Here is a 20317-nt window from a genome sequence, read left to right as displayed (position 1 = left end):
CTACGCGATCGGGGACTTCGCCTGACCGCCCTGCCAGACCTCGGTCAGGCGCCAATCTTCATCGAGATGCACCAGATCCCCGGCAAGGCCCGGCGCGATCCGGCCCACGGGCGCACCGATGGCCTCGGCCGGGATGCGGGTCGCCATGGCGAGCGCCTGTTCCGGGGTGACGCCAACCGTCTCGATCATTAAGCGCACAGCCTGAGGCAATGACAGATCGGCGCCCGCAAGTGTGCCATCCTCCAGCCGCAGCGCGCCGTCGCGGCGCAGGATGCGGCGGTCGGCGAGGATGAATTCGGTCAGCTCCGAGCCCGCGCAGGCCATCGCATCGGAGACGAGGAAGATCTCGCCCTGTCGTTTCGCGGCCAATGCCAGCCGAATCGACTCGGGGTGGACATGGATTCCGTCTGCAATGAGGCCGGTTGAGACCGGGGTCGCGAGGGCGCCGCCGACCAGCCCCGGTTCGCGGCTGCCAAGCTGGCTCATCGCGTTGAAGAGATGCGTGACCATGCGCGCGCCTGCGGCGATGGCCTCTTGAGCCTGATCGAAGCTGCATTCGGAATGGCCGAGGCTGACCACGATCCCGGCCTCGGACAGGCGCGCGATCTGTTCGGGCGTGGCGTTGGCGGGCGAGAGGGTGACGATCAGCGCGGGCAGGCCGGTCTTGGCCTCCAGCAGCGTCTCGATGTCGTCCTGGTCCATCGGACGAATGCGGTCAGACGGGTGGCAGCCGGGGCGCTTGGGGTCGAGATGCGGGCCCTCGAGATGCAGCCCTGCGAACCCCGGCACGCGCGACACGGCGGCGATTCCTGCGGCCAGCACGGTCTGGGTCGAGGCGCGGGTGTCGGTAATCAGCGTGGGCAGGATCGTCGTCGTCCCAAGCCGGGCATGCGCCGCGCAGATTGTTGCGAGTGTGTCGAGCGTCGCATGGCCGTCGAGCATCACGCCACCGCCGCCATTCACCTGCAGATCGACGAGGCCCGGCGCGAGCGTTCCGCCGGGGAGTTCGATCACTTGGCCCTCGGGCAGCTCCGCGATCGGGCAGAGCGCCGAAATTCGACCCTGTTCCAGCACGATGGCATGGTTTTCATGGAAAGCTGTGCCGTCGAAAACGCGCGCAGCCGTCAGGATCAACCGGTCCAAAACACATCCTCCATTGCCAGCGCCAGGGCCCCGTCGAGCGCATTGCCCTTCGCCTCTGCGCGAGGCCAGTCGTCCAGCGCCAGTGCCGGTCCGAGCCCGCCGATCCAGGTCACCGGCAGCCGGTCTTCGGGTTGCAAAAGCGTGATCGCCGCACGAATTTCCTCGGCCGCCGCAACCCGGATCGCAGTCGCTGCCGGATCGTCCGCCTCAAGCACGCGCGGGGCGAAGCGCGCCCAGTCGGCGGGTGTGGCGCGCAGGCTGAATGCGATCAGGCCCGAGCGCCCGTCGATCTCTTCAAGAAAGGCGCGCAACAGGGGCGTCACGTCGCAGAACCCGTCGAGCGCCCGCCCCGCGCGCATACCCAGCGCGCGGCCGATCCACGCGCCCGAGGCCTCGTCGCCCAGCCGCAGCCCCCAACCGCCGATCGAATGGATCTTCCCACCGATCTGGCGCGCGAAGACCGACCCGGTGCCGATCGCCGCAACGATACCGTCCGACGAACCCAGCGCTCCGCGCACCGAGGTCGTCACGTCCTGAACCACACGAGCACGAAAAGGCAGTCTCTCGATCAACGCCTCGCCATTCGGGGTCAGATTGGCGCCTGCGAGCCCGAGAACGGCGCGGATGTCCTGCGCGGGGATCTCGTCCATCGCGGCCGAACACGCGGCGAGGATATTGCCGAGGGCCCCTTCCGGGTCGGAGGCGATATTGGCCGGGCCCGCTTCGCCGCGCCCGATCACGCGGCCAGACGCATCGGCGAGAGCCGCCCGGCACCCGCTGCCTCCGCCATCGACACCCAGAAAATGCATCCCCGCCTCCGTTTTGCGCGTAACAGTGCCAAATCATGCGCCCGAGAGAAAGCGCGTAACGAAGAGTGCGCGCAAAACGACTTGGGGAAAGATCGGAACGCCTCTATCACTGGGGCGTGAGCTGCGGGAGAACCATGCGCAAGCCCCTGATATTTCTGAGCCTGATCGCTTTGGCGGTAATCGCGGCGGTGCTTGTCGCCGATCCCGATCCCGACAAGCTGCGTTCCTTGCGCGACGGTCTGGTGGATTGGCGCGATGCACATCCGCTTGCGCTGCCAATCGGGTTTTTCGTGACCTATGTCGTGGTGACGGCGCTGTCGCTGCCGTTTGCGGTCTGGCTGACGCTGCTGGGGGCGGCATTGCTGGGCTTTTGGCAGGGGCTGGTGCTGATCTCGTTCGCCTCCTCGATCGGTGCTTTGCTGGCGTTCTTGGTGGCGCGCTACCTGATGCGCGACTGGGTGCGCGGGCGGCTCGGGCCGCGGCTGGCGAAGATCGAGAAAGGGGCGGCGCGCGACGGCGAGTTTTACCTGTTCTCGCTGCGGCTGATCCCGGTGGTGCCCTTCTTCGTGATCAACCTCGCCTTTGGGCTGACGCGGATGAAGGCGTGGAAATTCTATGGCGTGTCGCAGCTCGGGATGCTGCCCGGAACGGCGGTCTATGTCGCGGCGGGCGCGCAGCTTGGGGAGCTGGACAGCCTGTCGGGCATCGTCTCGCCGGGGCTGCTGGGAGCCTTCGCGGCTCTGGCTGTGTTTCCGTGGGTGGCGCGGGCGGTGCTGCGGCTCTGGACGCGCAGGCGGGCCTATCGCGGGTATAAGCGTCCGGCGAAGTTCGATCGCAACCTGATCGTGATCGGGGCCGGGGCGGCGGGGCTGGTGGCGTCGTATGTCGCCGCTCAAGCCAAGGCGAAGGTGACGCTGGTGCAGGAAGGCCCGATGGGGGGCGATTGCCTGAATTTCGGCTGTGTGCCGTCGAAGGCGCTGATTGCCTCGGCGCGCGCGGCGGGGGTGGCTCGGAGATCCGCTGATCTGGGTGTGAAGGCCGAGGTTAGTGTCGATTGGCCCGTCGTTATGCGCCGTATTTCCGAGGTGATCGCGCAGATCGCGCCGAATGATTCCGTCGAGCGGTATCAAGGGCTAGGCGTCGAGGTGATCGAGGGCCATGCGCGGCTGGAAGACCCGTGGACGGTGCGGGTGGGTGAACGACGCCTGACCGCGCGCGGGATCGTTCTGGCGACCGGCGCCGCGCCGGTGATCCCGCCGATCGAGGGGATCGAGACGGTGGAGCCGCTGACCTCGGACACGCTCTGGGACGCGCTCGCGGCGATGGCTGCGCCACCCGGGAAGATGGTGATCCTCGGCGGCGGTCCGATCGGCTGCGAGATCGCGCAGGCCTTGGCGCGGCTTGGGGCGGGGGTGACCCTGATCGAAGCGGCGGAGCGTCTGTTGATCCGCGAGGATGCGGAGGCGGCCGAGACGATTGAGGCGGCGTTGCGCGCGGATGGGGTCGAAGTGATGACTGGCGCGAAGGCGATCCGCTTCGGGCGCGATGCGGGCAAATGGCTGGAGCTGGAGGACGGATCGAAACTCCAATTCGATACGCTGCTGGTCGCGGTCGGACGCAAGGCGCGGTTGGAGGGGTTCGGGCTGGAAGACCTCGGTATTCCGGCCAACCGTGTGATCGAGACAAACGATTATCTCGAGACGATGATGCCGAATATCTACGCCGCGGGTGATGTGGCGGGGCCGATGCAGCTGACCAATGCGGCCGGCCATCAGGGCTGGATTGCTGCGGCCAATGCGCTGGCCTCCCCGTTCTGGCGCTTCAAGGCCCATGCCGCGCCGATCCCGCATGCGGTCTTCACCGCGCCCGAGCTGGCGCGGGTGGGCATGACAGCGGCCCAGGCCGAGGCGGAGGGTGTCGCGCATGAGGTCACGACATATCCGCTCGGCGATCTGGATCGGGCGCTTGCGGAAGGCGCGGGCGAGGGGTTCGTGCGGATCGTGACCGCGAAAGGCTCCGACAAGATCCTTGGCGTGACGATCTGCGGGGCCCATGCCGCCGAGGTTCTGGCGGAATTCGTCTTGCCTATGCGCCACGGGCTGGGGCTGGGCAAGATCCTGGCCACGCCGCATGTCTATCCGAGCTGGTCCGAGGCCGCGAAGAACGCCGCCGGGCGCTGGCGGCAGGCCCATGTGAATCCGCGCACGCTGAAGATCGCGGAGCGCTTCATGTCCTGGAGGCGCGGATGATCGACGCCGCTCTCCTTCCCCTGCAACGCGCGATGTTGCAGCCGCCCGCCGAGGCGCTGGCCGCGCGTGGCATCCGGGCCGATCAGGTGACGGTGGCGGGATTTGCGCTGGGCCTTCTGGCGATCCCGGCGATCGCGTTTCACGCCTATTGGCTGGCGCTGGCGCTGATCTTGCTGAACCGGATCGCGGATGGGCTCGACGGGGCCATCGCGCGGATCAAGGGGCCGACCGATCGCGGGGCGTTCCTCGATATCGCGCTCGATTTCCTGTTCTACGCGCTGATCCCGGTGGGCTTCGCTCTGGCCGATCCGGCGCGCAATGCGCTGCCCGCCGCGATCCTGATCGCCGCTTTCGTCGGCACCGGGTCGAGCTTTCTGGCCTTTGCCTCGATTGCCGCGAAGCGCGGGATGAGCGCCGAGAGCTACCCGACCAAGGGCATCTACTACCTTGGCGGACTCACTGAGGGGGCCGAGACGATCCTCTTCTTCGCGGCGATCTGCCTGTTTCCGCAGGCCTTCCCGATCCTTGCCGCGATCTTTTCCGCCGCCTGTTTCGTGACCACCCTGACCCGCTGGCTGATGGGCTGGCGGGCGTTTTCCTAAAGTGGAGAAAGTATGAGACCCCTTCTTGCCGCCCTTACCATAACGCTGTCGCTCGCGACGCCTGCCTTCGCCGACTGGGCGCAAACGCAAGCCGAGGCCAAGGGCCAGACGGTCTATTTCAACGCCTGGGGCGGCGATCCGCGCACCAACGCCTTCATCGAATGGGTCTCGGATCAAATGCAGGAGACATACGGCGTCACGGTCGAGCAGGTGAAGCTGACCGACACCGCCGAGGCGGTCTCGCGCGTGCAGGCGGAGAAGGCGGCGGGCAAGGACGAGGGCGGGGCGGTCGATCTTATCTGGATCAACGGGCCGAACTTTCTGGCGATGAAAGAGGCGGGGCTTTTGCACGGGCCCTTCGTGGCCGATCTGCCGAATGCGAAATATCTGGATCTGTCGGAAGGCGCGGCGGCGAGCACCGATTTTACCGTGCCGACCGATGGCTATGAGAGCCCGTGGCGGCTGGCGAAATTCGTGTTCGATTACGATGAGGAGCGGGTGAAGACCCCGCCGAAGGATATGGCGGGGCTTCTGGACTGGGCCAAGGCGAACCCGGGCCGCTTCACCCATCCCAACCCGTCGAATTTCATCGGCGCGACCTTCCTCAAACAGGCGCTGGTCGGGATGGCGCATGATCCGGCGGCACTGGCGCAGCCGGTGACGGATGAAACCTATGCGACGGAGACTGCGCCGCTCTGGGCCTGGTATGACGCGCTGCGCCCCTTGATGTGGCGCGAGGGAGAGGCCTTCCCGGAGAACGAGAGCGTGCAGGCGCAGCTTCTGGCCGATGGCGAGGTCGATTTCGGGATGCATTTCGATCCGGCCGCCCCGGCGGCGATGATCGAGCAGGGCGTGCTGCCGCCCTCGGTGCGCGTCTGGGTGCCCGAAGGCGGGACGATCGGGAATATCTCCTACGTCGCGATCCCCTATAACGCGGCGCATAGGGCGGGGGCGGAGCTGGTGGCGAATTTCCTGCTCGACCCGGCCACGCAGGCGCATATGCAGGATATTCGCGTGCTGGGCAGTTTCTCGGTGCTCGATCCGGCGAAGCTGGACGAAGGGGCGAAGGCGGCCTTCGCGGCGCTGCCCACCGCGCCTGCGCTGCCGACGCTCGACGAACTCGGCCCGACCCTGCCCGAGCCGCATCCAAGCTGGATGACGCGGCTTACCGAGGATTGGGCCCGGCGCTACACGAAGTGAGGTCCTGATGCGGCTCGCCGGGGCGATCCTGACGCTGGTGATCGGCGCGCCGGTGATGATCGGCGCGGCGCTGACGGTTGCGACCGCGTTCGGCTGGCAGCCGGGGCTGGGACGGGTCGATCTGGGTTGGCAGGGATTTGTCGACGCTTTCGGCGCCCCCGGCATCCTGACCTCGCTGCGGCTGACGCTGGTGACGGGGATCGGCGCGACGGTTCTGTCGCTGGCGGCCTCGATCCCGCTCGCGCGCTGGCTGGTGACGCGAGAGGCCGCGGCGCGGTGGCTGACGCCCTTGCTGGCGGTGCCCCATGCGGCGCTGGCGATCGGATTGGCCTTTTTGATCGCGCCCTCGGGCTGGGCCGCGCGGCTGGTCTCGCCCTGGGCGACGGGGTGGGCGCTGCCGCCGCAGGTCGTGACGGTGGGCGACCCCTGGGGGCTGTCGCTGATCCTCGGGCTGATGCTGAAAGAGGTGCCGTTCCTGACACTGATGACTTTGGTAGCCGCGGCGCAGCGCCCGGTCTGTGGACAGATGGCGGCGGGCCGGGCGCTTGGCTATGCGCCGGGGCGGGTCTGGACGCGCATCGTCTGGCCGCAGCTTTACTCGGCGCTGCGGCTGCCGGTGCTGATCGTTCTGGCGTTTTCGCTGTCGGTGGTGGACATGGCGCTGATCCTCGGGCCTTCGAACCCGCCGACGCTCGCGGTGCGGATCTTGCGGCTCTATGGGGCGCCCGATCCGGCGCAGGCGGTCCCGGCTTCGGCGCTGGCGGTGCTGCTGCTGGCGGTGATGGCGGGGAGCGTGGTGCTATGGCTGGCGGGCGAGAAGGCCGTGGCGCGGCTTGCAAAAGCCCTGATCCAGCAGGGACATCGCGGGGTGTCGCGCGGGAATTGGGCCGCTGCCGGGCTGATCGGCGCGGGCGGCGCGCTGGCGCTTGGAGCGCTCGGCGCGCTGATCCTCTGGAGCCTCGCGAGCTTCTGGCGCTTTCCCGATGCGCTGCCTGCGCGCCTGACGCTCGAACGCTGGGCCAGTGCCGATTGGGCGGGGCCTGCGCTGACCAGCCTGAGGCTCGCGCTGGCAGCGACGGCGCTTGCGCTGGTCCTTGCCGTGCTCTGGCTGGAAAGCGAGGATCGCGCGGGCAGGCGCCTGCCGCTGGGTGCGCTGATCGTTTTGCCGCTTCTGCTGCCGCAGATCGGGTTCTTGCAGGGGCTGACGACCGGGTTTCTCTGGCTGGGGCTGCCATCCGGGGCGCTGGCCGTGACATGGGCCGAACTGCTCTTCGTCTTTCCCTATGTGATGATCGCGCTGGCGGGGCCGTGGCGGGCACTCGACCGGGCACAGCTCGCGAGCGCGGCGAGCCTCGGGGCGGGGCCTTGGCGCAGGCTTATCGCGGTGAAACTGCCGATGCTGCTTGGTCCGATCTGCGCGGCGGCGGCGATCGGAGTGGCGGTATCGGTGGCGCAATATCTGGCCGTGCTGCTGCCTGGTGCGGGCCGGGTGCAGGCACTGGCGACAGAGGCCGTGGCATTGGCCTCGGGGGCGGATCGGCGGCTGGCGGCGATCCTTGCGCTGATGCAGGCGGCGCTGCCCTGGGCCGGATTTGCGCTGGCGCTCGCGGTCCCTGCATGGTGGCATCGCAATCGGCGCGGGCTGCGCGGAGGGGCCGTATGACATTGGAACTGATCGAGCTGAGCCTGACCGCGCCGGGGGCCGACGCACCGCTGTTCGCAGCCCTGTCGCTGAGTGTGGGGCCCGGCGAGGTGGTCTGCGTCATGGGGCCATCGGGCATCGGCAAATCGAGCCTGCTCGCCCATATCGGCGGCCACCTGGCGCGCGGGTTTCGCACCACGGGCGTGGTTCGGCTCGACGGGCAGGATGTCACCGCGCTGCCCGCCGAGAAACGTGGAATTGGAATGCTGTTCCAGCAGGCGCAGCTTTTCCCGCATCTCTCGGTCGGTGACAATCTCGCCTTCGGCCTGACCCCGAAGCTGCGCGGGAGGGTTGCAAGGCGCGAGGCCGTGCGCGAGGCGCTCGAACGGGCAGGGCTTGCGGGGATGGAAGACCGCGATCCGGCGACGCTCTCGGGCGGGCAGCGCACGCGGGCGGCGCTGATGCGCACGCTGCTCGCCCAACCGCGCGCGATCCTGATCGACGAACCCTTCGCCGCGCTCGATACCGGGTTGCGCGAAGAGATCCGCAGCTTCGTCCTCGATCACATTCGTGCGCGCGAAATACCGGCGCTAATGGTCAGCCATGACGAGGGCGACGCGCTCGCCGCCGCACGCACTGTCACCTTGCACGGCTGAAAGCCGCCGGTTCGCCGACCTGCCCGGGCTTGCGGGAGAGCCGCCTTGGAATTATCCCCTTTGCCATGTTTGGCCATGTCTCGATGTCTCTGTTCCGTCCTTTCACCGCGCTTGTCGCCAGCCTCGCTATCGCAGGGCTTCTGAGCGGCTGCGTACCCGGGGAGTTCGGCACCGCACAGGTCGCGCAATCGCGGACCTCGCTCGCCAATGGTGCGCTGACGGTGGCGGCGCCGAAGGGCTGGTGCATCGACCCCAAGAGCCTGCGCAACTCCGGGGCGGGCGGCTTCGCCCTGTTCGGAAATTGCGCCGCGATCTCGAAAAATCCTGACGACTCCCATGCGCGCCAGCCCGCGCTGCTGAGCGTCACAGTCGGCCCGCCCGCCATCGAAGATGAGGCCGGAAAACTGTCGAAGGCGCGGCTTCAGAAGATCGGGGAATTCTTCCGCTCCGAGATCGGACGTGCCGCGCTGGCCCGCTCGGGCGAAGCCAAAGACGTGACGATCCAGAAATCCGAAATCGCCGACGACATGCTGTTGCTCACCATCAGCGATCGCTCGAAATCCGGCGGCCCGCCGATCGCGACGACCTATCTGCGCGGGATCACCGATCTAAGCGGCCGGATCACCGCGCTGGCGGTCATGCCCTTGAAAGACGGCGAAATGAGCGCCGATGCCCAGCGCGGGCTGATGCGCGATTTCGCGGCGGCGATCCGGGCGGCGAACTGACGCCTGAATGCCGCCGGCGCGGCACCAACGCCCTGTTTTATGAGCTGTTTTTCTCAGAATTCCCCTTTCGTAAGGGTGGATTTTAAGAAATAACTCGGATCAATGAAAACGGCTTCGCATCCCGCAAGGCCTAGGTTTTGTAAACGTTTACAGGATGATGGCCGTGGGGCGAGGCTCTTCCTTCTTTGACCGCATGAATGAGCGCCGGACGCTTCGGCGCTGGCAGCGCGCGGCGAAATCGCTCGATGGTCTGGACGCCGACGGGCTGCGCAGTCTGCGCGGTCAGGCGCGGGGTCTGCGCAATGAACTCGATGCCGTGCTGCGCGCGACGCAATCCCGGCTTCAAGCCGCCTTTCCCGACACGGTCTCACCCGCCCAGCCCCCGGGCAGCGACTGGGTCTGGCGGCCCGAACTCTGGCGCGCGCCGGTGCGGCCGATCGGGCTCGCAGGGGCCGAAAACCGGGCGAAGCTCGGGCACGAACTGACGCTGTTTCACGATTGTGCCCGCTCCGAGATCACCTTGCGCCAGCTGCGCAACACGGGTGCCGACACCGTGGCGCCTTACGGGCTGCGCATGGATGTGTTGGGTTTCGACGGCAGTTTCCTGTCGCTGGTGATCGACCTTCCCGAAAGCGCGCTGCACGGATTGCAGCTCAATCACCTGCTGCGCCTCGAGATGGATCTGGCGCTGGAGCGCCCGCTCGAGATTTTCTGTCGGCTCAACATCAAGCACGGCCCCAATCACGAGCAGTTGGTGCGCGAAATGCCTGGTGGCGAGGGCGCGCAATTCGTCGAATTCGACCTCGCCTATACCCGGATGAACGAGAAACGCCTCGAGAAGGCCTGGGTCGACATTATCTTTGAAAGCCCCCGCCTGAACGAGATCGAGCTGCGGGACGTGACCTTCGCGCGCTATCCGCGGGCGGAAATCTGAGGGAGACGCGCATGCTCGAGAGGACGCGGATCAAGGGTGGGCGCTGGGAAGCCCGGTCGAAAGCGCAGGATTGCCCCGAGCTGGAAGTGCGCCATCTGAGCGAGGTGCTTGACGGGCTTGAGGTGAGCGGCGGACCGGGCGACTGGCGGATCGTTCAGCCGATTCCCCCCGAACTCCTGAACGAAGGGGTTCTGACCTTTCTTGTTTGCCGCAAAGGGCACGAGGAAATCGTGGATCGCTTCACCCTCGTCGCCGGCGCGCCGCTGGCCGAGGATCTTCGCGCCGAGATCGAATTGCTGCGCGCCGAACTTGACCTGCTCAAGCGCGCCTTCCGCCAGCATTGCGCCGAAAGCGACGGCTGATCGCGCCGACAGGCTTTTATTTCAAAGATTTCGGGGATCTTTCCGCGATTGTGAACCGCGCGAAGTCCTGGTCATTCGGACCGAATTTCCCATGCCCGGAAAAGCAAGAGCCCCGAGAAACCAGATGGTCTCGGGGCTCTTGGCTGTATTTGGTGCCCAGGAGAGGACTCGAACCTCCACGCCTTGCGGCACACGGACCTGAACCGTGCGCGTCTACCAATTCCGCCACCTGGGCAGGTGTCGTGGAGCGCGAGATACAGAGGCCCGCGAGCACTGTCAACGGGGATCGGCAGGAAATTTTCGCGCCCGCGCCGGTTGCGGGTCTTTACCCTTGTTCCTGTGGGGTCTTGGCGGTAATCAAGGGACAAATTTGTCGCAAGGAAAGGCCTCTGCCCATGTCCAAGCTGGTCACGATCTATGGCGGTTCGGGGTTCGTAGGGCGCTATATCGCGCGGCGCATGGCCAAGGATGGCTGGCGCATCCGGGTCGCGGTGCGTCGTCCGAACGAGGCGCTCTTCGTCAAACCTTACGGCGCCGTGGGACAGGTCGAACCCGTTCTGTGCAACATCCGCGACGACGCGAGCGTGCGCGCCGCAATGCAGGGCGCCGATGCGGTGATCAACTGCGTGGGCATCCTCGTGAACGAGGGCAAGAACAAGTTCGGCCCGGTGCAGACCGAAGGCGCGGGCCGCGTGGCCAAGATCGCTGCGGAAATGGGCGTGAAGTCGCTAGTGCAGATCTCGGCAATCGGGGCCGACGCCAATAGCGAGAGCGAATATGCGCGTTCCAAGGCCGCCGGCGAGAAAGCCGTCCTCGAAGCCTATCCGCAGGCGGTGATCCTTCGCCCCTCGATCATCTTCGGCAACGAAGACGGGTTCTTCAACAAATTCGCCTCGATGGCGCGATTCACCCCGGTCCTGCCGATCACTGGCGGAGCAACGAAATTCCAGCCGGTCTTCGTCGATGACGTGGCCAAGGCGGCGGTTCTGGGCGCTGAAGGCAAGGTCGCTCCGGGCATTTACGAGCTTGGCGGGCCCGATGTCGAAACCTTCCACGACCTGATGAAGCAGATGCTCGAGGTGATCAACCGTCGCCGCGTCGTGCTGTCGCTGCCGCGCTGGATCGCCTCGATCCTGGGTGGCGCGTTCGATCTGGTGCAGGCCGTCACCGGCGGGCTTCTGGTCAACCGCATCCTCACGCGCGATCAGGTGAAGAACCTGCAAGCGGACAATGTCGTCGCCGCAGGCGCGAAGAGCTTTGCCGATCTCGGCATCCAGCCGGTCGCAATGGGCGCGATTCTGCCGGGCTACCTGTGGCGCTTCCGTCCGGGCGGGCAGTATGATGCAATCAAGGCATCGGCGAAGAACCTGCGCAAGATCTGAGGCCTGCGCGGGGTCTGATACGAGTGTCCCGCGCGCGTCGCGCATCTGAACAAGGCAAGATTTCGTGATTTATCTCAACGATGTGCTGCTCGGTGTGATCGAGGGGATCACCGAGTTCCTTCCCATTTCGAGCACCGGGCACCTGATCCTCGCCGAGCATTGGCTGGGCACGCGCTCGGATACCTACAATATCGTCATTCAGGCCGGGGCGATCCTTGCCGTGACGCTGATCTACTGGCGGCGGTTGATGGAGCTGTTGTTCAACTGGCGTGAGCCGGAGAACCGCGATTACCTCGCGAAACTGACCGTCGCCTTCCTGATCACCGCCGTTCTCGGCCTGATCGTGAAAAAGATGGGGTTCGAGCTGCCCACCACGATCCAGCCCGTCGCCTGGGCGCTAGTGATCGGCGGTTTCTGGATGCTCTTTGCCGAACGTGTCGCCGACCGGCAGGAGGACAACTCCGAGATCTTCTGGCGCGTGGCGATTGCGGTCGGCATCGCGCAGATCGTCGCCGGGATCTTCCCGGGTACGTCGCGTTCGGCAACCACGATCTTCGTGGCGATGCTGCTGGGCACGTCGAACCGCGCCGCCGCGACGGAGTTCGCCTTTCTCGTCGGCATCCCGACGATGTATGCGGCGAGCGGATATGAGCTGCTCAAGCAATTCACCTCGGGCAGCGCGCAATCGGAGGATTGGACAGGCCTCGGGATCGCTTTCGTGGTCTCGACCGTCACCGCCTTCATCGCGGTGAAATGGCTGCTCGGATACATTCAGGGGCACCGTTTCACGATCTTCGCGATCTACCGGATCCTCTTCGGCGGGCTTCTTCTGACGCTTGCGGGCATCGGCGTGCTAGGCTGACTACGTCGCGAATCACTATTTCCGACCTTCGCAACCTCAAGATTTTCAGGGTCCCGCGAGGTTTAGGTAACAGACACTGACTTAAAATTCACGATGCCGACGCATATTCGTCGCGTTTGGCATCGTTTTTCCTACAAATAGGTCAGCATAGTTTACTTTTAATGCCGCGCGAAGCGGTGTAGCAATGCGCACCCAAGATTTACCCAGGGAGGCGCCGACATGGCCAAGCAACCGATGCTCAAGTTCGTCCACACGGCGAAGGAGATGCCTCAAAAGCGCGATGCGGATGTCCGCTCCCATGACTTCAATGAGATCTATCGCGAGTTTGCCGACGAAAAGGCGAAGGAGCAGGCGAGTCGGTGCAGCCAGTGCGGCGTGCCCTACTGCCACACGCATTGCCCGCTGCATAACAACATCCCCGACTGGCTGCGTCTGACCGCCGAGGGCCGTCTGCAAGAGGCCTACGAGATCAGCCAGGCCACCAACACCTTCCCCGAGATCTGCGGCCGCATCTGCCCGCAGGACCGCCTGTGCGAAGGCAATTGCGTGATCGAGCAGTCGGGCCACGGCACCGTCACCATCGGCGCGGTCGAGAAATACATCACCGACACCGCCTGGGACATGGGCTGGGTCAAGCCGATCAAGCCCGCCACCGAGCGCGCCGAGAGCGTCGGCATCATCGGCGCCGGCCCCGGTGGCCTCGCGGCGGCCGACGTGCTGCGCCGCGCGGGCGTGCAGGTCACGGTCTATGACCGCTATGACCGCGCGGGCGGGCTGCTGACCTATGGCATCCCCGGCTTCAAGCTGGAAAAAGACATAGTCATGCAGCGCGTGAAGCAGCTCGAAGATGGCGGCGTCGAGTTCGTGCTGAACTGCAATGTCGGCACCGATATCTCCTTCGACGCGATCCGCGGCAAGCATGACGCGGTGCTCATCGCGACCGGCGTCTACAAGACGCGCGAGCTGACCGATCCGGGTTCGGACGCGGCGGGCATCGTGCGCGCGATCGACTACCTGACGGTGTCGAACAAGCTCAGCTTCGGCGATGAGGTTCCCGAATTCGAGGATGGCACGCTGAATGCCGAAGGTAAGCGCGTCGTCGTGATCGGCGGCGGCGACACCGCGATGGACTGCGTGCGCACCGCGATCCGCCAGGGCGCGACGAGCGTGAAATGTCTCTACCGCCGCGACCGTGCCAACATGCCGGGCTCGCAGCGCGAAGTGCAGAATGCCGAGGAAGAGGCCGTGGAATTCGTCTGGCTCGCGGCTCCGGCCGGTTTCTCGGGCAATCCCGTCTCTTCGGTGACGGTGCAGAAGATGCGCCTCGGCGCGCCGGATGCCTCGGGCCGTCAAAGCCCTGAGAAGATCGAGGGCGGTCTGTACGAGGAAGAGGCCGATCTGGTGATCAAGGCGCTCGGCTTCGAGCCCGAGGATCTCGCGAACCAGTGGGAGAGCAAGGATCTCGAAACGACCCGCTGGGGCACGGTGAAAGCATCCTTCGGCACCCATGCAACCTCGATCCCCGGCGTCTATGCGGTGGGCGATATCGTGCGCGGTGCGAGCCTCGTCGTCTGGGCGATCCGCGACGGTCGCGAGGCGGGCGATGCGATCCTGCGCTATCTCGAGAACCAGGCGGCGGTCGCGGCGGAGTGATCCGCCCCCGCGCTTTCGCGAAAGGATGAACTGGCAATGCGGTCGAACTCTCTCGGCTTGGCGATCGGCGGGGTGCTCTTCAGCGCCCTCTCGGCCCATGCCGCGAATTTCGCCCCGCCCAAGGGCTGCGAGGTCTACATGACCGTGCAGATGCGCAATTGCCAGGTTGCCAACTACTACACCTGCGCGGGCGATCCGGCGGGCGATCAATGGTCGGCCTATGCCGATGGCGAGGGCGTCTATTACATCAGCCATATCGATTCCGAGACGCGCTGGATTGAAAGCATCTCGACCGATACCGGCGAGATCGAGCTTTTCGATCCGGGTGCGTCGAAGGACTCGCCGTCCTTCTCGGCGCTGCTCTCGGATGGCAAGGACGATTACGATTTCGTCACGCGCAGCAATTTCCGCGGTCTCCAGCGTTATCGCGGCACCGATACGCTGACCGGCCAGTCGGTCACGATCGACGACGTGCCGCTCGAGACGATCACCTTCGATCTGCGCGAAGACGATGAAACCGGCGCGCTTCTCTCGCACCGGACCGGCACGCAATATGTCAGCCGCAAGCACCGTCTGTTTCTCAGCGGCGCCGAGCGGTTCGAGAACGCGCAGGGCGATGTCGTCGAATATGACGACAGCCCCGTGCGCTTCGACTTTCCCGGGGATCCCGGTTTCTCGACCGAAGTTCCCGAATATGACTGCGACCTGATGATGACCGAGGCGACCGTTCCGGCGCCGTTGCGCATCGGGCTCGCCCCCAATTCCCGCTCATTCTCCAAGGAGGCACTGAGATGACCAAATATGATGAAGCCTGGGTGGCCGCCGAGGAAGCCAAGCGCCAGTGGATGAATGAGCATTCGCTGTGGAAAGAGGATGACGAGAAGGCATCCTGCGGCGTTGGTCTCGTGGTCTCGATCGACGGCAAGGCTTCGCGCAAGGTCGTCGAGAACGGCATCGACGCGCTGAAGGCGATCTGGCACCGCGGCGCGGTCGATGCCGACGGCAAGACCGGCGACGGCGCGGGCATCCACGTCCAGATCCCCGCCCCCTTCTTCTATGACCAGATCCGCCGCACCGGCCACGAGCCGGACATGGAGAAGATGGTCGCTGTCGGTCAGGTCTTCCTGCCGCGCACCGATTTCGGCGCGCAGGAGCGCTGCCGCACGATCGTCGAATCCGAAGTCCTGCGGATGGGCCACTATATCTACGGCTGGCGCCACGTTCCGGTGAACACCGAGGTTCTGGGCGATAAGGCCAACGCGACGCGCCCCGAGATCGAGCAGATCCTGATCCGCAACGAGAAGGATATCGACCAGGAGCAATTCGAGCGCGAGCTCTACATCATCCGCCGCCGCATCGAGAAAGCGGCGATCGCTGCGCAGATCAACGGGCTCTACATCTGCTCGCTGTCGTGCCGTTCGATCATCTACAAGGGGATGATGCTCGCGGAGCAGGTCGCCGAGTTCTACCCCGACCTCAAGGACGATCGTTTCGAGTCGGCCTTCGCGATCTATCACCAGCGCTACTCCACCAACACCTTCCCGCAGTGGTGGCTGGCGCAGCCCTTCCGCATGCTCGCCCATAACGGTGAGATCAACACGATCAAGGGCAACATCAACTGGATGAAGAGCCACGAGATCCGCATGGCCTCGTCGGCCTTCGGCGAGAGCGCCGAGGACATCAAGCCGATCATCCCGGCGGGCGCGTCGGATTCGGGTGCGCTCGATGCTGTGTTCGAACTGATGGTCCGTTCGGGCCGCAACGCACCGATGGTGAAGACCATGCTCGTGCCCGAGCCGTGGTCGAAATCCACCGAGAACATGCCGAAGGCGTGGCAGGACATGTATGCCTATTGCAACGCCGTGATGGAGCCCTGGGACGGTCCTGCGGCTCTGGCGATGACCGATGGCCGCTGGGTCTGCGGCGGTCTCGACCGCAACGGGCTGCGTCCGCTGCGCTACGTGATCACCGGCAATGGCCTGCTCATCGCGGGTTCGGAAGCGGGCATGGTGCCGGTCGACGAGGCCACGGTGGTCGAGAAGGGTGCACTTGGTCCGGGCCAGATGATCGCGGTCGATATGGCCGAGGGCAAGCTCTACCACGACGTTGAAATCAAGGACAAACTCGCGGCGGCCCAGCCCTTCGGCGAGTGGGTCGGCAAGGTCACGGACCTCAACGCGATCCTCGTGGACGTGCCCGAGGAGCCGAAATATTCGGGCGCCGAACTGCGCAAGCGCCAGATCGCTGCGGGCTTCTCGGTCGAAGAGATCGAGCAGATCCTCGCGCCGATGGCCGAGGACGGCAAGGAAGCGATCGCCTCGATGGGCGACGACACCCCGCCCGCGGTTCTGTCCAAGCAATACCGTCCGCTGAGCCACTTCTTCCGTCAGAACTTCAGCCAGGTCACCAACCCGCCGATCGACAGCCTTCGCGAAAGCCGCGTGATGTCGCTCAAGACGCGGTTCGGCAACCTCAAGAACGTGCTCGACGAGGACAGCTCGCAGACCGAGATCTGGATCCTCGAAAGCCCGTTCCTCGCGAATTCCGAATTCGACGTGATGCTCAAGGAATTCGGCGAGCAGGTCACGATGATCGACTGTACCTTCCCGGCCAATGCCGATCAGGAAGCGCTGCGCGATGGCCTGACCCGGATCCGCCACGAGGCCGAAGACGCGGTGCGCTCGGGTTCGCTCCATATCGTGCTGACCGACAAGGATCAGGGCGAGGACAAGGTCGCGATGCCGATGATCCTCGCGACCTCGGCCGTGCATAGCTGGCTGACGCAAAAGGGTCTGCGGACCTTCTGCTCGATCAATGTCCGCTCGGCCGAATGCATCGACCCGCATTACTTCGCGGTGCTGATCGGCGCCGGCGCGACGACGGTGAACCCCTATCTCGCGCAGGACACGCTGGCCGACCGCATTGACCGCGGACTGCTTGGCGGCACGCTCGTCGACGCGATGCGCAAGTATCGCGATGCGATCGATTCCGGTCTGCTGAAGATCATGTCGAAGATGGGGATCTCGGTGATCTCGTCTTATCGCGGCGGTCTGAACTTCGAAGCCGTTGGCCTGTCGCGGGCGATGGTCGCGGAGTATTTCCCCGGCATGCATTCGCGCATCTCCGGCATCGGTCTGCACGGCATCCAGCACAAGCTGGAGCAGGTGCACGCCAAGGGCTGGAAGGGCGGTCAGGACGTACTCCCCATCGGCGGTTTCTACAAGTCGCGCCGCACCGGCGAGACCCATGCCTGGGGTGCGCAGTCGATGCATATGCTGCAATCGGCCTGCAACCGCGCGAGCTATGACCTGTGGAAGCAATACAGCTCGATGATGCGGGCGAACCCGCCGATCCACATTCGCGACATGCTCGACATCAAGCCGCTGGGTAAAGCCGTCCCGATCGAGGAGGTGGAATCGATCACCTCGATCCGCAAGCGCTTCGTCACCCCCGGCATGTCGCTCGGCGCGCTCTCGCCCGAGGCGCACAAGCTGCTGAACGTCGCAATGAACCGGATCGGCGCGAAGTCGGACTCCGGTGAAGGCGGCGAGGATCCGGCGCATTTCGTGCCCGAACCCAATGGCGACAACCCCTCGGCGAAGATCAAGCAGGTGGCTTCGGGTCGTTTCGGTGTGACCGCCGAATACCTCAACCATTGCGAAGAGCTCGAGATCAAGGTCGCCCAAGGCGCCAAGCCCGGCGAGGGCGGCCAGCTTCCGGGGATGAAGGTCACCGACCTGATCGCGCGTCTGCGTCACTCGACCAAGGGCGTGACGCTGATCTCGCCGCCGCCGCACCATGACATCTACTCGATCGAAGACCTCGCGCAGCTGATCTACGACCTCAAGCAGATCAACCCGAAGGTCAAAGTGACGGTGAAGCTGGTGGCGTCGTCCGGCGTCGGCACGATCGCGGCCGGTGTGGCAAAGGCGAAGGCCGACATCATCCTGATCTCGGGTCACAATGGCGGCACGGGCGCGAGCCCTGCGACCTCGATCAAATATGCCGGTCTGCCGTGGGAGATGGGCCTGACCGAGGCGCATCAGGTGCTCGCGATGAACAACCTGCGCGAACGCGTCACCCTGCGCACCGATGGCGGTCTGCGCACGGGCCGCGACATCGTGATGGCGGCGATGATGGGCGCCGAGGAATACGGCATCGGCACCGCGGCCCTGATCGCGATGGGCTGCATCATGGTCCGTCAGTGCCAGTCGAACACCTGCCCGGTGGGCGTCTGCACGCAAGACCCCGAGCTGCGCGCCAAGTTCACCGGCACGGCGGACAAGGTGGTGAACCTGATCACCTTCTACGCCCAGGAAGTTCGCGAGATCCTCGCCTCGATCGGCGCGCGCTCGCTCGACGAGGTGATCGGTCGCGCCGATCTGCTCACGCAGGTCAGCCGTGGCTCGGCCCATCTCGACGATCTCGACCTGAACCCGCTGCTGATCACCGTCGATGGCTGGGACAAGATCGTCTACGACCGCTCGAAGCCGCGCAACTGGGTGCCTGACACGCTCGACGCGGAGATCATCAAGGATGGTCACCGCTTCTTCGAGGAAGGCGAGAAGATGCAGCTCAGCTACGCGGTGCGCAACACGCTGCGCACCATCGGCACGCGCGCGTCCAGCCACATCGTGAAGAACTTCGGGATGCGCAACGCGCTGCAACCCGACCACCTCACGGTGAAGCTGACGGGATCGTGCGGCCAGTCGCTTGGTGCCTTTGCCGCACCGGGTCTGAAACTGGAAGTGTCGGGCGATGCCAACGACTATGTGGGCAAGGGTCTCTCGGGCGGCACGATCGTCGTGCGTCCGCCGATGGCCTCGCCGCTGGTGGCCGCCGAAAACACGATCATCGGCAACACCGTGCTTTACGGTGCGACCGACGGTTACCTCTTCGCGGCGGGCCGCGCGGGCGAGCGTTTCGCGGTGCGCAACTCGGGTGCGAAGGTCGTGGTCGAAGGCTGCGGCTCGAACGGCTGCGAATACATGACCGGCGGCGTCGCGGTGATCCTCGGCTCGATCGGGCCGAACTTCGGCGCGGGCATGACGGGCGGCATGGCCTATGTCTACGACCCGGAGAACATCGCAGAGGAGCAGATCAACCTCGAAAGCCTCGTCACCTGCGGACTGGGCCACGAGCATTGGGAAGCCCAGCTGAAGGGCCTGATCGAGCGCCACGTGGCCGAGACCGGCTCGCGCAAGGCAGCCGATATCCTTCAGCACTGGGAGGCGGAGCGTGCGAACTTCCTGCAGATCTGCCCGAAGGAGATGCTCATCCACCTGCCCTACCCGCTGAGCGACGAGCCCCAGGCGGTCCCGGCGGAATAAGGGAACCTTCCCGGACAGCATACGTTGAGGGGGCGAGGCGCAAGTCTCGCCCCTTTGTTTTGTCTGGAGGTAACGATGTCCGAACTGCTCGTCATGGCCCATGAAACGGAAGCCGCCGGTTTCGCGATGCGCGAGGAACTGGAGACGCTGCGCAAGGAGGGCTTCTTCGATGCCGAGGATATCGTCGTCGTGACGCGCGAGGAAAACGGCGAGGTCCGCCTGCATCAGGACACGAATACAACCGCCCTGGGCGCAATTGGCGGCGCGGTGTGGGGCGGGCTGATCGGGCTCGTCTTCATGTCGCCGGTGGTGGGCGCCGCGATCGGGGCGGGAGCGGGCGCAGTCGCCGGTCACGCGACCGATCTCGGGATCAATGACGAATTCCTGCGCGATGCCGGTCAAAGCCTGCCGCTGGGCGGGTCTGCGGTGTTCGTGCTGCTGCGCAAAGGCACGGCGGCCGATATGCTGGAGCGCATGCAGACGCTGGGCCACGCGACGGGTCGCGTCCTCAAGATCCCCGTGCCCGAAGACTTTCACCAACGCCTCGAAACCGCTCTCAAGACGGGCGGCACAACGGCCTTTACCGGCGAAGAGATCGCGGAAGGGGCGACCGGGTCGCTGGCCCGGATGGTCGGTCCCTCGGCGCTCTGAGAGCCCAGAACCCCTGCAAAACCTAATGCAAACCTACGTAAACATTAGGTAGCGCGCGGACACGCGCCCCATTTGCGCCACATTCTGTCGTTAGATTAGAAACAATCAAACGGCGAA

16 protein-coding genes and 1 tRNA gene are annotated in these 20317 nt (G+C 65.4%); 14 read left to right on the top strand and 3 right to left on the bottom strand.

What is annotated here, in order from left to right; translation table 11 throughout:
* Both nagA and BMI90_RS05185 read right to left on the bottom strand, forming a co-directional pair.
* Positions 1-1143 carry an N-acetylglucosamine-6-phosphate deacetylase gene (gene nagA / locus BMI90_RS05190; protein ID WP_078526672.1) on the bottom strand — a complete coding sequence of 381 codons (1143 nt, stop codon included), beginning with the start codon at positions 1141-1143 and terminating at the stop codon, positions 1-3.
* Complete coding sequence (locus BMI90_RS05185) at positions 1131-1952, bottom strand: BadF/BadG/BcrA/BcrD ATPase family protein (protein WP_078526670.1); 822 nt, start codon at positions 1950-1952, stop codon at positions 1131-1133. The genes nagA and BMI90_RS05185 overlap by 13 nt, the downstream gene beginning before the upstream one ends.
* 134 nt (positions 1953-2086) lie before the next feature.
* Here BMI90_RS05185 and BMI90_RS05180 point away from each other — a divergent pair, with 134 nt between their 5' ends.
* From BMI90_RS05180 to BMI90_RS05145, 8 genes are all read left to right on the top strand, one after another.
* On the top strand, positions 2087-4201 hold the full coding sequence (locus BMI90_RS05180) for a bifunctional TVP38/TMEM64 family protein/FAD-dependent oxidoreductase (protein ID WP_078526668.1): 2115 nt from the start codon (positions 2087-2089) through the stop codon (positions 4199-4201).
* Positions 4198-4803: a CDP-alcohol phosphatidyltransferase family protein gene (locus BMI90_RS05175; RefSeq protein ID WP_078526666.1), complete on the top strand. Its 606-nt coding sequence runs from the start codon at positions 4198-4200 to the stop codon at positions 4801-4803. Before BMI90_RS05180 ends, BMI90_RS05175 begins: the two co-directional genes overlap by 4 nt.
* 12 nt (positions 4804-4815) lie before the next feature.
* Positions 4816-6003, top strand: coding sequence for an ABC transporter substrate-binding protein (locus tag BMI90_RS05170; protein ID WP_078526664.1), 1188 nt, complete (start codon positions 4816-4818; stop codon positions 6001-6003).
* Positions 6004-6010: 7 nt separating this feature from the next.
* Positions 6011-7666, top strand: a complete 1656-nt coding sequence (locus tag BMI90_RS05165) for a hypothetical protein (protein ID WP_078526662.1) — start codon at positions 6011-6013, stop codon at positions 7664-7666.
* Positions 7663-8301, top strand: coding sequence for an ATP-binding cassette domain-containing protein (locus BMI90_RS05160; RefSeq protein WP_078526660.1), 639 nt, complete (start codon positions 7663-7665; stop codon positions 8299-8301). The genes BMI90_RS05165 and BMI90_RS05160 overlap by 4 nt, the downstream gene beginning before the upstream one ends.
* A gap of 83 nt (positions 8302-8384) precedes the next feature.
* Positions 8385-9026: a hypothetical protein gene (locus tag BMI90_RS05155; RefSeq protein ID WP_168172719.1), complete on the top strand. Its 642-nt coding sequence runs from the start codon at positions 8385-8387 to the stop codon at positions 9024-9026.
* Between the two features lie 163 nt (positions 9027-9189).
* Entirely contained in the window at positions 9190-9960 is a 771-nt protein-coding gene (locus tag BMI90_RS05150; protein ID WP_245794976.1) for a DUF6478 family protein, read from the top strand.
* An 11-nt stretch (positions 9961-9971) separates the two neighbouring features.
* Complete coding sequence (locus BMI90_RS05145; protein ID WP_245794975.1) at positions 9972-10322, top strand: hypothetical protein; 351 nt, start codon at positions 9972-9974, stop codon at positions 10320-10322.
* Positions 10323-10472: 150 nt separating this feature from the next.
* Here BMI90_RS05145 and BMI90_RS05140 read toward each other — a convergent pair.
* Positions 10473-10557: transfer RNA gene (locus tag BMI90_RS05140), tRNA-Leu, on the bottom strand.
* A 160-nt stretch (positions 10558-10717) separates the two neighbouring features.
* Between BMI90_RS05140 and BMI90_RS05135 the strand changes: the two genes are divergently transcribed.
* The 6 genes from BMI90_RS05135 (at position 10718) to BMI90_RS05110 (ending at position 20200) form a co-directional block, all read left to right on the top strand.
* Positions 10718-11704: a complex I NDUFA9 subunit family protein gene (locus BMI90_RS05135; protein ID WP_078526654.1), complete on the top strand. Its 987-nt coding sequence runs from the start codon at positions 10718-10720 to the stop codon at positions 11702-11704.
* Between the two features lie 64 nt (positions 11705-11768).
* Positions 11769-12566, top strand: coding sequence for an undecaprenyl-diphosphate phosphatase (locus tag BMI90_RS05130; protein ID WP_078526652.1), 798 nt, complete (start codon positions 11769-11771; stop codon positions 12564-12566).
* A gap of 219 nt (positions 12567-12785) precedes the next feature.
* Positions 12786-14219, top strand: a complete 1434-nt coding sequence (locus BMI90_RS05125) for an NAD(P)-dependent oxidoreductase (protein WP_078526650.1) — start codon at positions 12786-12788, stop codon at positions 14217-14219.
* 36 nt (positions 14220-14255) lie between these two features.
* Positions 14256-15014, top strand: a complete 759-nt coding sequence (locus BMI90_RS05120; RefSeq protein ID WP_210401915.1) for a hypothetical protein — start codon at positions 14256-14258, stop codon at positions 15012-15014.
* Entirely contained in the window at positions 15011-19549 is a 4539-nt protein-coding gene (gene gltB / locus BMI90_RS05115) for a glutamate synthase large subunit (RefSeq protein WP_078526648.1), read from the top strand. The genes BMI90_RS05120 and gltB overlap by 4 nt, the downstream gene beginning before the upstream one ends.
* 75 nt (positions 19550-19624) lie before the next feature.
* On the top strand, positions 19625-20200 hold the full coding sequence (locus BMI90_RS05110) for a DUF1269 domain-containing protein (RefSeq protein WP_078526646.1): 576 nt from the start codon (positions 19625-19627) through the stop codon (positions 20198-20200).
* The last annotated feature ends 117 nt before the right edge of the window (positions 20201-20317 follow it).

Source organism: Thioclava sp. L04-15 (assembly GCF_002020275.1).
GTDB classification, from domain to species: domain Bacteria; phylum Pseudomonadota; class Alphaproteobacteria; order Rhodobacterales; family Rhodobacteraceae; genus Thioclava; species Thioclava marina.
This window is presented reverse-complemented; position numbering and strand designations above follow the sequence as displayed.

Coding starts and splice junctions, on each gene's coding strand:
- BMI90_RS05185 (WP_078526670.1), bottom strand. CDS start 1,952: ATGCATTTTCTGGGTGTCGATGGCGGAGGCAGCGGGTGCCGGGCGGCT.
- BMI90_RS05180 (WP_078526668.1), top strand. CDS start 2,087: ATGCGCAAGCCCCTGATATTTCTGAGCCTGATCGCTTTGGCGGTAATC.
- BMI90_RS05175 (WP_078526666.1), top strand. CDS start 4,198: ATGATCGACGCCGCTCTCCTTCCCCTGCAACGCGCGATGTTGCAGCCG.
- BMI90_RS05170 (WP_078526664.1), top strand. CDS start 4,816: ATGAGACCCCTTCTTGCCGCCCTTACCATAACGCTGTCGCTCGCGACG.
- BMI90_RS05165 (WP_078526662.1), top strand. CDS start 6,011: ATGCGGCTCGCCGGGGCGATCCTGACGCTGGTGATCGGCGCGCCGGTG.
- BMI90_RS05160 (WP_078526660.1), top strand. CDS start 7,663: ATGACATTGGAACTGATCGAGCTGAGCCTGACCGCGCCGGGGGCCGAC.
- BMI90_RS05155 (WP_168172719.1), top strand. CDS start 8,385: ATGTCTCTGTTCCGTCCTTTCACCGCGCTTGTCGCCAGCCTCGCTATC.
- BMI90_RS05145 (WP_245794975.1), top strand. CDS start 9,972: ATGCTCGAGAGGACGCGGATCAAGGGTGGGCGCTGGGAAGCCCGGTCG.
- BMI90_RS05135 (WP_078526654.1), top strand. CDS start 10,718: ATGTCCAAGCTGGTCACGATCTATGGCGGTTCGGGGTTCGTAGGGCGC.
- BMI90_RS05125 (WP_078526650.1), top strand. CDS start 12,786: ATGGCCAAGCAACCGATGCTCAAGTTCGTCCACACGGCGAAGGAGATG.
- BMI90_RS05120 (WP_210401915.1), top strand. CDS start 14,256: ATGCGGTCGAACTCTCTCGGCTTGGCGATCGGCGGGGTGCTCTTCAGC.
- gltB (WP_078526648.1), top strand. CDS start 15,011: ATGACCAAATATGATGAAGCCTGGGTGGCCGCCGAGGAAGCCAAGCGC.
- BMI90_RS05110 (WP_078526646.1), top strand. CDS start 19,625: ATGTCCGAACTGCTCGTCATGGCCCATGAAACGGAAGCCGCCGGTTTC.